Consider the following 14,427-nt stretch of genomic DNA (forward strand, 5'->3'; position numbering starts at 1 on the left):
GTCGGTTCCCATGTGCCGTCTCCACACGTTCGGCCACAGCCGCGGGTGGCGCGGCGGGACGGACCTTTCCTTCGTTCCGGCTGTTGTATCCGAAAGACAATGCAGCACCGACGTCGAAGGGGACGGCCTGAGAATGTCACCGAGGATTACCACCATGACACCCCGTCTCCTTGCGGAGCTTCTGGAACCGATCCTGACCGCTGCGGAAGACGACGAAGAGGCCCTGTCCGAGGCCGTGAACCTGACCGCGGAGGCCATGGCGGCGCTGGGCGCCACCGTGCTCGACCCGGATGGGCAGCCGGCCCGCGGGGTGTCCGATGAACGGGCCGTCGTCGCCGCGCTCAATACCCATGCGCACAACCTGATGCGCGACGGACGGCTGGACGATGTGGTCGAAGCTCTGCAAGTGGCAGAGCGGATCGGCCGCCTTGCCCATCTGCCCCACCACCCGCGTACCGTTTGATCACTCTTTTGGGAGAAGGGCGCGGTCGTTCGTGGAAGCGGCTTCGCGGGTGCGGGAACTCCTTCCATCCGTGCTGTTTGAGCGACGTGCCACCCAGCGCTCAACAGGGGAGGAGCCCTCGTGCCCACTGCGCCGCAGTCACATGCCCAGTCGAATGTCTTGGCGAACCCGCTGGAAAGCGAGATCCTGTCCCGTCTCCAGGACGACCTGCTGCCGGACCATCTGCTGACCCGCCGCTGGTATGCGGCGAAGGACGCCGGACGGCCGGTCGTGCGCATCGTCGATGCCCTGCCGCTGCCACTGGCCGGCGGAGCCCAGGCCCAACTCTGCCTGTTGCGGGTCGAACCGCCGGGCCGGGAACCGCAGCTCTACCAACTCCCCCTGATCCTCGACCGCGGGACCGGCGAGGACGCATCGGCGATCGCCGGATCGAAGGATCTGCCGATCGCCGGCCGCCTGCGCGACGGCTATGCCGATGACGGTGTCGTTCGCGCGTTGCTTGGAGCCATTCTGAAGCGGGATGCCGAGCCGGGCGAAACGGCGCTGTCCGCCGGCCTGACCGCCGGTCACACCCGCGCCTGCGAGGCGATGGTGGATCGGCTGGGCGCCGACACCCCGCTGCACCGGATGACCGCGGAGCAGTCCAACACCTCCATCCGCATCGGCGACGCCGCCATCCTGAAGGGGCTGCGTAAGCTGGAACCCGGCATCCATCCCGAACTGGAGGTCAGCCGCTTCCTGACCGAGGTTGCGCAGTTCCCCAACACGCCGGCCCTGCTGGGCTGGGTGGAGCGGTCCAACAGTTCCGGCTCCACCACGCTCTGCGTGATGCAGGAGTTGGTGCCGGAGGCGAAGGACGCCTGGAGCCATGTCACCGGCTACCTGAACGACCGCGTCGCCCGTTTCGAGGTCGGTGACGCGGCCAAATCGGCCGATGCCGACAGCGTCGCCTTCCTGCGCCTGTTGGGCCAGCGGACGGCGGAGCTTCACCGGGCGCTCGCCATCCCCGGCGGTGGCGAGGCCTTCACGCCGGAGCCGGCGACGGCGGAGCGGCTGAAGGACTGGGCAGGCGGCGTGCGGACCCTGGCGAAGCGCGTGCTGGGGCGGCTGCGCGCGGCCAGCCCGACGCTGGATCCGGCAATCGCCGCGCAGGCCAACGCGCTTGCCGCGAGCGAGCCGGCGGTGATGGCGCAGATCGATGCCCTGATCCCTGCGACCGCCGACCTCAGCGCCATGCGCCTGCATGGCGACTATCACCTGGGACAGGTTCTCGTGTCGCGCGGCGACGTGCAGATCGTCGATTTCGAAGGCGAGCCGATGCGCCCGCTGGCCGAACGGCGGGCCAAGCACTGCATCCTGCGCGATGTCGCCGGCATGCTGCGCTCCATCGCCTATGCCGCCGCCATGGCCCGCGACGCGATCCCCGCCGGCCTCGACGGGCCGTCGCGCGATGCCCGGATCGCCTGGCTGTCCTGGTGGGAAGGGGCGGCGTCGGCCGCCTTCCTCGACGGCTATCGCGGTTCGATCGGCGACTGCCCCGGCTTCCCGCGCGATCCGCAGGCGGCACCGGCGCTGCTGAAGCTCTTCCTCTTGGAAAAGGCGCTGTACGAGGTCGGCTATGAACTCGCCAACCGGCCGGATTGGGTGGCGATCCCGCTGGCCGGCGTCACCGCCATCATCCGGGCCGATGCCGGGCCGGAGATCGCCAGCCGCGACCGTGACCGCATCGTCCCGGTCGACGAGCGCCGCCGCGGCCACTCCATGCCCTTCGGGGCGGAGGTGCAGGCCGACGGCTCCGTCCGCTTCTCGATCTGGGCGCCGTCCGCCGCCTCCGTCCTGCTGTCGCTCGACGATGGCGGACAGCCGGTGTCGATGGAGGACCAGGGCGGCGGATGGTTCAGCCTGACCACGGCGCGGGCGCAGGCCGGCAGCCGTTACCGCTTCGTCCTGCCCGACGGGCTGGCGGTGCCGGATCCGGCTTCCCGCTTCCAGCCGGACGACGTGCATGGTTGCTCCGAAGTGATCGACCCCGGCGTCCATGCCTGGACCGACACCGCCTGGACCGGCCGTCCCTGGCACGAGACGGTGCTGTACGAGCTGCATGTCGGCACCTTCACCCCCGAAGGCACCTTCCTGTCGGCCGTCGACCGGCTGGACGATCTGGTCGAACTGGGCGTCACCGCGATCGAGCTGATGCCGGTCGCGGACTTCCCCGGGTCCCGCAACTGGGGCTATGACGGCGTGCTGCCCTTCGCCCCCGACAGCGCCTATGGCCGGCCGGAAGATCTGAAGACCCTGGTGCAGGAGGCGCATGCCCGCGGGCTGATGGTCTTCCTCGACGTCGTCTACAACCATTTCGGGCCGGAGGGGAATTACCTCCACGCCTTCGCCGGCAGCTTCTTCACCGACCGCCACAAGACCCCCTGGGGGGCGGCGATCAACGTCGATGGCGAGCGCAGCGGTCCGGTGCGCGACTTCTTCGTCCACAACGCGCTTTACTGGCTGGAAGAGTTCCACCTCGACGGCCTGCGGCTGGACGCCGTCCATGCCATCATCGACGACAGCGACCGCCATGTCCTGGAAGAGCTGGCGGAACGGGTGCACAGCCATTTCCAGAACCAGCGCCATGTCCATCTGGTTCTGGAGAACGACGCCAACCAGGCGCGCTTCCTGGCCCGCCACCGCGAGGGCGACCCGCGCTGGCACTCCGCCCAGTGGAACGACGACCTGCACCATTGCCTGCACAGCGCGGCGACCGGCGAGGATGGCGGCTATTACGCCGACTATGCCCATGACCCGGCGAAATGGGCCCGCGCGCTGGCGGAGGGCTTCGCCTTCCAGGGCGACCCGTCGGCCTACCGCGACGGCGAGTCGCGCGGCGAGCCGTCGGCGCATCTGCCGCCGACCGCCTTCGTCACCTTCATCCAGAACCACGACCAGATCGGCAACCGTGCCTTCGGCGAGCGCATCTCCCACATCGCCAAGGCCGAGGCGGTGCGGGCCGCGACCATCCTCTATCTGCTGGGTCCCGGCATTCCCATGCTGTTCATGGGCGAGGAATGGGCGTCGGCCAAGCCCTTCCCCTTCTTCTGCGACTTCGGCGAGGAACTGGCGGAGGCGGTGCGCAAGGGCCGGGCGGAGGAATTCGCCAAGTTCCCCGAATTCCAGAATCCCGAGGCCCGCGCCCGCATCCCCGATCCCACCGCGCCGGAGACCGCGGAAGCGGCCAAGTTGGATTGGGACGCGCGCGGGACAGCGGAGCATGCCGACTGGCTCGGCTGGTATCGCCGCGCCTTGGCGCTGCGCCGGGCGGAGATCGTGCCGCGGCTGGACGGCGTGCCGGGCGGCGCCTCCAGCCACAAGGCGGTGGGAGAGACCGGCCTGACGGTCTGCTGGAAGCTGGGCGACGGCAGCCGGCTGCACGCCTTCGCCAATCTGGCGGACAAGCCGGCGGCCGGCTTCCCCGAAGCCACGGGCCGTGTGCTGTGGACGGAAGGCGCGGGCTTGACCGGCGACACGCTCGGCCCCTGGTCGGTGGTGCTGTGGCTGGAGGAAGCCTCCGCCCTCGACCGTCTGGCCGACCGCATGGGGGTGGAGCGCTCCTTCGACAATGCCGCCGGGGAAACGGTGACGGCCAGCGAGGAGACCATCCGCGCCCTGTTATCGGCGATGGGCCTGGAGGCGGGAGACGAGGCCGCCGCACTGGCCCATCTCGACCGGCTGGACGGCGAGCGCTATGGCCGCGCCCTGCCCCCGGCCGTGGTGCGCCGGGCGGGGGAGGCGGTCACCGTGCCGGTCACCCTCCCCAATGGCACCCGTACGCTGCGCTATACCCTGACACTGGAGAACGGGGGTACCGAGAGCGGCGTCGTCGGCTTCGGCAGCCTGCCGCGCTGCCGCTGCATCACCGCCGGCGACGTGACCTATGCCGAGCGTCGCCTGCCGCTGGGCAAGCTCACCCAGGCCGGCTATCACACGCTGCGGCTGGAGACGGAGCATGGCGTGGCGGAAACCCGCCTGATCCTGGCGCCCGCCCGTTGCCATCTGCCGACGCCGATGCTGGTGGGAGAGAAGCTGTGGGGCCTGTCGGCGCAGCTCTATACCCTGCGCAGCGACCATGACTGGGGCATCGGCGATTTCGGCGACCTGCGGACGCTGGCCGACATCGCGGCGGCGCGCGGCGCGGCGGTGATCGGGCTGAACCCGCTGCATGCGATGTTTCTCGACAACCCCGAACATGCCAGCCCCTATTCTCCGGCCAGTCGGCTGTTCCTGAACCCGCTCTACATCGACGTCACCGCGGTGCCGGAGTTCCTGGACGATGCCGAACTGCGCCGGCAGGTTGCCTCGCCGGAATTCCGGCAGGCTCTGGATACGGCCCGCTCCACCGCCAACGTCGACTACACTGCGGTTTCCGAGTTGAAGCTGCCGATCCTGGAGCGGCTGTTCGCCCGCTTCCAGAGGTCTGCCAAACCGGAGCGCCGCGCCGCCTTCGACACCTTCCGGGCCGGCGGCGGCAGCGGGCTGGAGCGGTTCGCCACCTTCCAGGCGCTGCGCGAACGCTTTGCGCAAGAGGGCAAGGCCGACTGGCACCGCTGGCCCACCGAGTTCCACGACGCCGCGGCACCGGCGGTCGAGCGGTTCGCCGGCGAGCATGCCGACTGCGTCGCCTATTTCGCGTGGCTGCAATGGCTGGCGGACGACCAGCTGCGCTTGGCGGCGGAGCGGGCCGCGGAGCTTGGCATGGCCATCGGCTTCTACCGCGACCTTGCGGTCGGGGCCGACGCCAGCGGGGCGGAGACCTGGATGACCCCGCAGGCGGTGGTCGACGCCGCCCATGTCGGCGCCCCGCCCGACCTGTTCAATCCGGCCGGACAGGATTGGGGGTTGCCGCCCTTCCATCCGCAGGCGCTGCGCGCGGCCGGCTATCAGCCCTTCATCGATCTGGTCCGCGCCAACATGCGCCATGCCGGCGCGCTGCGCATCGACCATGCCATGGCGCTCCAGCATGTCTACTGGATCCCGGACGGCCATCCGCCCGGCGAAGGCGCCTATGTCGCCTATCCGATGGAGGATCTGCTGGGCATCCTGGCGCTGGAAAGCCAGCGTCACCGCTGCCTCGTCGTCGGCGAGGATCTGGGCACCGTGCCGGAGGGCTTCCGCGAGCGGATGACCGAGGCCGGTGTGCTGAGCTATCGCGTCGTCTTCTTCGAATGGACCGAGGACGGCGCCTTCAAGGGACCGGACGAGTATCCGGATCTGGCGCTCGCCACCATCGGCAGCCACGACCTCGCCACACTGCGCGGCTGGTGGGAGGGCGACGACATCACGCTGAAGGCCGAGAAGGGCCTCTACCCGGCCGAGGACGAGGAGGACAAGCAGCAGGCCCGCCGCTCCGCCGACCGCGGGGCTCTGGTCGATGCCCTGCGTGCCGCCGGGATCGCCCTGCCCGCCGGCCTCACGCCGGACAGCCCCTATGACGAGGCGCTGGACCATGCGGTGCATGCCTTCCTCGCCCGGACCAACGCGGCTCTGGCGGTGGCGCAGCTGGACGACCTGACCCGCGAGCGCGATCAGGTCAATCTGCCCGGCACCACCGACCAATACCCGAACTGGCGCCGCAAGCTGTCGATGACCTTGGAGGAATTCGCGGACGCGTCGGAACCGGCAGCGGTCGCCGCCATCCTGGCCGCGGCGCGACCATCCTCCTCACCCGTTCGCACCTGACCGAAAACACCGCCCTTCCCCACTCCGAGGAGCAAACACCCATGGCCCCCGCCGCCGGCAAGCCCATCCCTCGTGCGACGTACCGGGTCCAACTGAACGGCGAGTTCGGCTTCGACCGCACCACCGCCATCACCGACTATATCGCCCGGTTGGGCGTCAGCCATCTCTACGCGTCTCCCTACATGAAGGCGCGGCCGGGGAGCACCCACGGCTACGACATCGTCAACCACAATGAACTGAACCCGGAGGTCGGCGACCAGAACGACTTCCGCGATCTGGTGGAGGCGCTGAAGCGCAACAAGCTCGGCCAGATCCTGGACTTCGTTCCAAACCACATGGGCGTCGGCGGCGCCGACAACGAATGGTGGCTGAACGTCCTGGAGTGGGGACCGGAAAGCCCGTATGCCGGGTATTTCGACATCGAATGGGAAGCCGACTATCGCTATCTGCAGGGCAAGGTGCTGGTACCGTTCCTGGGCGACCAGTATGGCGCCGTGCTGGTGTCGGGCGGACTGGAACTGCGCTTCGACACCGAGACCGGCAGTTTCGCCGTCTGGGCCTACGGCAGCCACAAGCTGCCGGTGCGTCCGCAGGATTACGGCACCATTCTCGGCGGCGATCACCCGGATCTGGAGCGGATCGCCGATGCCTTCACCCATCTGGAGGACGCCCGCCCCCATCAGCTTCGCCGGGCGTCGGATCTGAAGGCCGAACTGGCGGAACTGGTGGCGATCCGGCCCGACGTGGCCGATGCGATCGACCAGAGGCTCTCCGTCTTCCGCGGTTATGAGGGGGAGATCGACAGCTGGGGCCACCTGCATGACCTGATCGGCCGCCAGAACTGGCGCGTCGCCTATTTCAAGGTGGCCGCCGACGACATCAACTACCGCCGGTTCTTCAACATCAACGAACTGGCCGGCCTGCGCATGGACGAGCCGGAGTTGTTCGACGTCGCCCATCGCATGGTGCTGAAGATGGTGGAGGACGGCACGCTCGACGGCATCCGCATCGACCATATCGACGGGCTGATCGACCCGAAGGGCTATTGCGAGCGGCTGGTCGCGGCCTCTTCCAAGCCCTTCTATCTGGTGGTGGAGAAGATTCTCGCCCGTCATGAGCGCCTGCGCGAGGAGTGGCCGATCGACGGCACCACCGGCTACGAGTACGCCAACCTGATGGGCGGCCTGTTCGTCGATCCGAAGGCGGAGGAGGCCTTCACCCGCCTCTATGCCGACTTCATCGGCCGGCGCGACGATTTCGACGCGGTGGTGCGGCAGTGCAAGATCCGGATCATGGAAAGCGAGATGGCGAGCGAGTTGAACGTGCTGTCGCGCAAGGCGGCGCGGATCGCCCGCTCCAATCCCGCCACCGCCGACTTCACCGCCAACATCCTGCATCAGGCGCTGAAGGAGACCATCGCCCGCTTTCCGGTCTATCGCACCTATGTCGACGGCGGCGCTCCCAGCGACCTGGATCGTCGCGACATCGACTGGGCGATCTCCCAGGCGCGGCGGGCGGAACAGGGACCGGACGGCTCGGTCTATGATTTCCTGCAAAGGCTGCTGACCACCGATCTGGTGGCTGCGCCGAAGAGCGGCTACAGCCGCCGGCAGGTCACCCGCTTCGCCATGCGCTTCCAGCAATATAGCGGCCCGGTGATAGCCAAGGGGCTGGAGGATACCGCCTTCTATCGCTACAACCGTCTGGTTGCGCTGAACGAGGTGGGCGGACATCCCGACCATTTCGGCGTCAGCGTCTCCGCCTTCCACCGCGCCAACCAGGACCGCGCCCGCAACTGGCCGGGAAACATGCTGGCGAGCACCACCCACGATACCAAGCGCGGCGAAGACACCCGGGCCCGGCTCTATGCGCTGTCGGAGATCCCGGAAGAGTGGGAACGGCAGGTCCAGACCTGGAGCCGGCTGCTGCGTGCCCGCCGCGGCGACGTCGAAGGCACCGCCCCACCCGACCGCAACGACGAATACCTGTTCTATCAGTTGCTTCTCGGCGCCTGGCCGGCCGAGTTGACCGGCGCGTCGGTCGATCAGATCGACCAGTCCGCGATGACCGCCTTTGCCGAGCGCATCGTCGGCGCCATGACCAAGTCGATGCGCGAGGCCAAGGTGCATTCGACCTGGGCCGCACCCAACGAGGCGTATGAGGGCGCGGTCGTCAGCTTCATCCACGACGCGCTCGACGTCACCCGGCGCAACGCCTTCCTCGAGGCCTTCCTGCCCTTCCAGGCGGCGTTGGCGCGCATCGGCATGGTGAATGGTCTCTCCCAGACGCTGCTGAAGCTGACCAGCCCCGGCGTGCCCGATATCTACCAGGGCTGCGAATTGTGGAACCTCAGCCTCGTCGATCCCGACAACCGCCTGCCGGTGGATTACGACGCCCGCCGCAAGCTGCTGGACGAGGTGGAGGATGCGGTTGAAAGCGGTGGGGTTTCGGGCATGATCGAGCGCTGGACCGACGGCGCCGTCAAGTTGGCGGTGACCCGACAGGCCTTGGCGGTCCGTGCCGAGATGCCGGAGGCCTTCAGCGCCGGCGAGTATCTGCCGCTGGAGGCGACCGGCGACCGTGCCGACCATGTGGTGGCCTATGCGCGTCGGAGCGGCGATGACGCGGTAGTGGTGGCCGTGCCGCGGCTGGTCGGGCAGATGGGCGAGACCCCGGATTGGGGCAACACCGCCATTCCCCTGCCCCGCGGCACGCGCTGGCGCAACCGCCTGACCGGGGCGGAGGTGGAAGGCGGTGACGCGGTGATGGTGTCGACGCTGTTCGCGGACCTGCCGGTTGCTTTGCTGTCCAGCAAGCGATAACGGTCTGCCGGGAATGGAAAGGGCGCGCGATCGGTCGCGCGCCCTTCGTTTTCTCCCGATCGGCCGGATCAGCGGGCGGTGCTGCCGGTGCCGGTGGACGAACCGCCCATCGAGCCGCCCATCGAGCCGGACGGCTGCTGGGTGCCGACCGGGCCGTCGGAGCCCGTGCCCATCGAACCGCTGTTGCCGAGGCTATTGCCGCCGGTGCCGTTGGTCGAACTGGAGGAGCCGGAACCGGTCATCGACCCGCTGCCCATCGACGCCCCGCCGGAGGACGAGCCGCTGGTGGCGCCGCTGTTGCTGTCGATGCCGCCCATGCTGCCGCAGCCGAGCTGGTTGTTGGAAGTGCAGGGCGGATTGGTCTGGTTGGAATTGGTGGTTGAACCGGCGCTGTTGGCCGCCGGACTGCCGGAGATTGACCCACTGCTGGCGGCGAATGCCGGGGCGGCCAGCAGGGCCAGGGCGGTTGCGGTGCCGATCATCAGGCTCTTCATGACGATTCCTTTGACTGTGCGTGCCCGTCATCACCCTGTGCGGCGGCCGGGCAGCCATGGTTTGGGAATATCGAAATTCGTCGGCGGGACGAGACATCCAGTGGAAGCCACTCCCGCTTTCCCACATGCCAACAGCGAGGGAGGAGAATGATCGCGGCACCCGGTCGACCTGCACCGGATGGTTCATTGACGCCATGAGCACAAAAGGAAAACGCCCGCTTTCCGGCGGGCGCTTTTTGGGACGGATCGGCCGGCGAAGCTGAGATCAGGCGGACCGCGCCTTCGGGAAGCCGGCTGCGGCCGCGGCGGAGCCGTGGAAGATCTCCAGCGCGGCCGGCGTGGAGGATGGCCGCAGGCCGCCCAGGATTTCCCCGGCGGCACCGACCGCCTGGACCAGTGCGTCCGGCATCACCGGCTTGCGCAGCAGGCCCAGCGCGAAGGCGCGGGCATCGGCGGCATGGTGGTCGAACCCGGTCATCAGCAGCGATGGGATGCCGTTCTCCTCCCACAGCCGCTTGGCAAGCACCAGGCCGTTTTCCCCGCCGGCGAGATTGACGTCGACCAGGGCCAGTTCGGGACATTCGCGGGCACCGACCCGCGCAGCCTTCGCGGCGTCGCGCAGCGGTCCAACCACGGTATAGCCCGCATTCTCCAGAACGGCCTTCACGGCCGGACCGATCAGCGGATCGTCCTCGACGACAAGCACCTTCAAGACGGCATGCTCCCTTGATTGACGGTGCGGGCTTATAGCCCGTCCCATCCGGTTTTCGAAGCGCGTTCGACTTCGATCAACTGAACCGCCCATGTTTGTCGCGGCTCCGCCCCGTTCAAGAGGTCGAAGGGGTACTCCCTTCCGGTCATGGTGCCTCACCGAACGTCCGGGTTTGAAACATACACCATCGCAGAGTGTTTTACCCGCACGCGAGAGAGGAAAGACCCAATGGCATTCGTCGAATTGACTGAGATATCGGGTGACACCGTTCTGGTGAACCCTATCGCCGTCGCGTTCCTGCGCGCCACCACGGAGGGCGGGACGGAGCTTCACGTCAGCGGCCGGGCGGAGCCGCTGCGGGTGACGGGCGCACCGGCCGACGTCGCCCGTGCCCTCGAGAACGCGGCGCCGACGCCGCCCGATCCTACCCTGTCGTTGCTGGCCTGACGGAACGCTCAGCCGCGGGGATAATCGGGGGCACGCTTCTCGAAGAAGGCGCTGATCCCCTCCGCCGCTTCCGCGCCGTGCAGAGCCTCGACGAAAAAGGCCGCTTCGCGGTCGAGCTGGTCGTCGGGCGCGCCGAAGCCGCTCTCGATCAACCGCTTGGCCCGGCCGATGGCGAGCGTCGGCCCGTCGGCCAACCGTTCCGCCCAAGCCAGGGCTTCGGTCAGCGCCGTGCCGGGTGGGACCACCCGGTTGACGATGGCGAGCTGGGCCAGCCGCGCCGCACCGATCTTCCCGCCCTCGAACATGATCTCTGCCGCGAGCTGTGGCGTCGCGGCACGCGCCAGGAAGGCCGAGGCGCCGCCGTCAGGATTCAGCCCGACCTTCACATAAGCCAGCGTGAACACCGCATCCTCGGCCGCGACGATCAAGTCGCAGCCGAGCGCCACGGAAAATCCCGCCCCCGCCGCGGCTCCCTCGACGGCGGCGATCACCGGTTTCGGGCAGGCGCGCATGGCGCGGGTCCAGCCATGGAAGCATTCCAGGCTGCTGCGGATCACCTCCGGGTCGCCTTTGGCGTTGCCGAGCAGTTGGGCGAGGTTGCCGCCGGAACAGAAGGTGCCGTTGGCTCCGGCCAGCACGATGGCGCCCACCCCCGGCTCCTCGGCCGCCTGCACCAGCGCGTCGCGGGCGGCCGCCATCATCTCCGCTTCCAGCGCGTTCCGCGTGGCCGCATCGTCCATCGTCAGGACCATCACGCGGCCCTGGCGCGCGACGGTCAATTGTCCGCTCATAGTTCTGTTCCCTCGCGGTTCTCACTGCCCGGCCGGTATTTGAACATGCCTTCCGACGTGGCGATCAGGGCGCCGGTGTCGCCATGGCGGATCTCCGCCGCGACACCGATGATCTTGCGTCCGCCGCCGCGCAGCCGGCCGGTGGCGACCAGCGTACCGGTGCGGGCCTGACCCAGGAAGCTCGTCGACAGCGACAGCGTGACCACCCGCCTCACCCGGCCGGGGAAGGGACAGTATGTTGCCGAAAATCCGGAAATCGTGTCCAAGAGAGCCACCAGAACCCCGCCATGCACCACGCCGGCGCGGTTCAGATGGCGGTCGTCGATGGACATCAGCAGTTCCGCTTCCCCCTCCTCCCAGCGACTCACGGCGTAGCCCAGCAGGCGCTGGAAACCGGATTCCGGCTCTCCATTCAGCAGGTCGTCCATAGCTTGGTCCATCACGCAGCTGTTACGTGCGCGAAGTAAAGCGCGTGCGAGCGGTGCAGATCCACCCGGTCGCCACATGCGCACACATCATTTTTCTCCCACGGCGTCGGATGAAGGTGATCTGCAATCTTCGGCGCGGCGATGCTCCGCCGAGATGCGACCGAGATCCGCCATCTTCTCCGACCGGTCGGAATGGATTTGGGAAATTCGGGAGAATGGTGCCGCATCATTTCGTCGTTTGCCCCATCACCGGAACCGACCCGCTGCGGAAATGGGATTTGATTTCACTGATGGAAATAAGGCGAAGCGAGGGTCAGCCGCGCGTCGGTGCGGGCTTGCCAGCCGGAATGAAGCGGTTAACCTTTTCGGGAAATCGCCGGCCGATGAACCGCGGGCCGGCAAATCACTGGAGGGTTTGGGATGATCGACCTTTATTTCTGGCCGACGCCGAACGGCCACAAGATCACGATCTTTCTGGAGGAAGCTGGGCTGGACTACAGCTTCAAGCCGGTGAACATTTCCACCGGCGATCAGTTCAAACCGGAATTCCTGGCCTTCTCGCCCAATAACCGGATGCCGGCGATCATCGACAATGCCCCGGCCGACGGTGGCGAGCCGATCGGCGTCTTCGAATCCGGCGCGATCCTGGTCTATCTGGCCGAAAAGACCGGCAGGTTCCTGCCCAGCGACGTGCGCGGCCGCAAGACGGTGCTGGAATGGTTGTTCTGGCAGGTCGGCGGCCTCGGCCCGATGGCCGGGCAGAACCACCATTTCGTGCAGTACGCGCCGGAGCGCATCCCCTACGCCATGGAACGCTACGTCAAGGAGACCGGCCGTCTTTATGGCGTGATGGACAAGCGTCTTGCCGACAACGAGTTCCTGGGCGGTGCCGAACTGTCCATCGCCGATATGGCGAGCTATCCCTGGATCGTGCCGCATGAACGCCAGCAACAGGATCTGGACAACTTCCCCCACCTGAAGCGCTGGTTCGAAGCGATCAAGGAGCGTCCGGCGGTGGTGCGCGCCTATGAAAAGGGTCAGGAGATCAACCCCAACCGCACGCCCACGGTGAACGAGGACAGCAAGAAGATCCTGTTCGGCCAGTCTGCCGACACGGTGAAGCGCTGACCATTGCCTGCCGGCCCGGTTCCATGCGCCGGGCCGGCAAGATCGTATAGTGTCCCGATCTTTCGCGGCACCCTTTCGCGCCGAACAGACTTTCGGGGCTCCCCGGCGTAGACGGGACCGTTCGTCGGACCAGCGTGTTGTTTTCGGTAGAGAATATCTTCCGGAGACGCAGCGCCGATGAGCATCTGGCCACGCATCGACTCCGACGGCATCGCCTTCGACGGCAATGCCGAGTCCACCACCCTGACCGACATCCGGATCGATCTGCGTTCCTTGCCCTCCATGCCGGAATTGGCGCGGGTGTGGACCGAGTTGGAAGGTCGCGCGGACTCCTCCTTCTTTCTCTCCTGGACCTGGATCGGGTCCTGGCTGGCACAGATGCCGGACGGGATCGAACCGCAACTGCTGGTCGCCCGACGGGGCGAGGACCTGGTCGGGCTCGCCGTGCTCTGCCCGCGGTCGCGGCGGCGTCTGGGCTTGCTGCCGAGCCGCTGCTGGATGCTGCACGAGACCGGCGACCGCGGCTATGACCGCCTGTTCATGGAGTATAACGGCGTCCTCGCCGACCGCCGCTTCGCCGACGAGGTGACGGACGCCGTCCTGTATTGGCTGGGCGAACGTCTGACCGCCAACGACGAGCTGGTCCTGGGTGGACTGACCCCGGCGGCGGAGCGGTCCGCCCGGCGGGTGGCGGCGCGGACCGGCCATACGCTGCAACTGCGCATCGCCGATTCGGCTCAGTGGGTGGACCTCGGCATCTTGCGGGCCGGCGGAGGGGATTTTCGCGGTGGCCTTGGGCGCAACACACGGTCGGCCGTGAACCGCAGCGAACGGCTCTACCGGTCCCGCGGGACGCTGGAATATCGCGTCGCCGAGACGGTCGACGAGGCGCTGGCGTATTTTGCCGGACTGGAGGTGCTGCATCAGGCCGGATGGCAGGCCCGCGGACAGGCGGGCGCCTTCGCCAACCCGGCCTTCCGCCCCTTCCACGAAAGGCTGATCGCCGGGGGCGTTCCGCGCGGCGCGGTGCGGCTTGTCCGGATCGGCGCCGGCGGGCAGCCCATCGGCTACCTCTACAACTTCGTCCATCGCAACCGCGTCCTGAACTATCAGGGCGGCTTCGCCTTCGAGGCGGACAACCGGCTGAAGCCGGGGTTGCTGAGCCATGTGCTGGCCATCGAGGATGCGCTGGCACGCGGTGAGGATTGCTACGACTTCATGTCGACGCCGGCCGGGCACAAACCGCTGCTCTCCAATGCCGAACAGCCGATGAACTGGCTGACGCTCGGTCCCGACCGGTTCAGCCGGAGGATGGAGGCGCAGTGCCGCCGGGTGCGTGGGCTGATGGTCGATGCCGTCAAACGGTCGCTGCGCGGCTGGATCGCTCCGGCAAAAGGAATCTGAGGGGAGGGCAT

Annotated in this window: 10 protein-coding genes; 6 read left to right on the forward strand and 4 right to left on the reverse strand. The window is 67.8% G+C overall.

Going from position 1 to position 14,427, the window contains the following annotated elements; all coding sequences use genetic code 11:
• The first annotated feature begins 154 nt into the window (after positions 1–154).
• From JHL17_RS06590 to treY, 3 genes are all read left to right on the forward strand, one after another.
• The gene (locus JHL17_RS06590) at positions 155–463 is read left to right on the forward strand and encodes a hypothetical protein (RefSeq protein WP_109086367.1); all 309 of its coding nucleotides are present in this window, start codon (positions 155–157) and stop codon (positions 461–463) included.
• Between the two features lie 120 nt (positions 464–583).
• The gene (gene treZ, locus JHL17_RS06595; protein ID WP_200191286.1) at positions 584–6,190 is read left to right on the forward strand and encodes a malto-oligosyltrehalose trehalohydrolase; all 5,607 of its coding nucleotides are present in this window, start codon (positions 584–586) and stop codon (positions 6,188–6,190) included.
• 41 nt (positions 6,191–6,231) lie between these two features.
• Entirely contained in the window at positions 6,232–9,012 is a 2,781-nt protein-coding gene (gene treY, locus JHL17_RS06600) for a malto-oligosyltrehalose synthase (RefSeq protein WP_200191288.1), read from the forward strand.
• A 68-nt stretch (positions 9,013–9,080) separates the two neighbouring features.
• On the opposite strand, the gene JHL17_RS06605 is transcribed toward treY, so the two are convergent.
• Entirely contained in the window at positions 9,081–9,506 is a 426-nt protein-coding gene (locus tag JHL17_RS06605) for a hypothetical protein (protein WP_200191290.1), read from the reverse strand.
• 265 nt (positions 9,507–9,771) lie between these two features.
• On the reverse strand, positions 9,772–10,212 hold the full coding sequence (locus tag JHL17_RS06610) for a response regulator (protein WP_345773764.1): 441 nt from the start codon (positions 10,210–10,212) through the stop codon (positions 9,772–9,774).
• 279 nt (positions 10,213–10,491) lie between these two features.
• On the opposite strand from JHL17_RS06610, the gene JHL17_RS06615 reads away from it, so the two are divergent.
• Positions 10,492–10,665 (forward strand): hypothetical protein, encoded by a 174-nt coding sequence (locus JHL17_RS06615; RefSeq protein WP_247893359.1) that lies wholly within the window; start codon positions 10,492–10,494, stop codon positions 10,663–10,665.
• Between the two features lie 8 nt (positions 10,666–10,673).
• On the opposite strand, the gene JHL17_RS06620 is transcribed toward JHL17_RS06615, so the two are convergent.
• Complete coding sequence (locus JHL17_RS06620) at positions 10,674–11,456, reverse strand: oxepin-CoA hydrolase, alternative type (RefSeq protein ID WP_200191296.1); 783 nt, start codon at positions 11,454–11,456, stop codon at positions 10,674–10,676.
• On the reverse strand, positions 11,453–11,884 hold the full coding sequence (locus JHL17_RS06625; RefSeq protein WP_200191298.1) for a PaaI family thioesterase: 432 nt from the start codon (positions 11,882–11,884) through the stop codon (positions 11,453–11,455). The genes JHL17_RS06620 and JHL17_RS06625 overlap by 4 nt, the downstream gene beginning before the upstream one ends.
• 420 nt (positions 11,885–12,304) lie before the next feature.
• Here JHL17_RS06625 and JHL17_RS06630 point away from each other — a divergent pair, with 420 nt between their 5' ends.
• Together JHL17_RS06630 and JHL17_RS06635 are read left to right on the forward strand one after the other, a co-directional pair.
• Positions 12,305–13,012, forward strand: coding sequence for a glutathione binding-like protein (locus tag JHL17_RS06630; protein ID WP_200191300.1), 708 nt, complete (start codon positions 12,305–12,307; stop codon positions 13,010–13,012).
• 177 nt (positions 13,013–13,189) lie between these two features.
• On the forward strand, positions 13,190–14,416 hold the full coding sequence (locus JHL17_RS06635; protein WP_200191302.1) for a GNAT family N-acetyltransferase: 1,227 nt from the start codon (positions 13,190–13,192) through the stop codon (positions 14,414–14,416).
• The last annotated feature ends 11 nt before the right edge of the window (positions 14,417–14,427 follow it).

The sequence above is a fragment of the Azospirillum endophyticum genome (genome assembly GCF_016595245.1).
Classification (GTDB): domain Bacteria; phylum Pseudomonadota; class Alphaproteobacteria; order Azospirillales; family Azospirillaceae; genus Azospirillum; species Azospirillum endophyticum.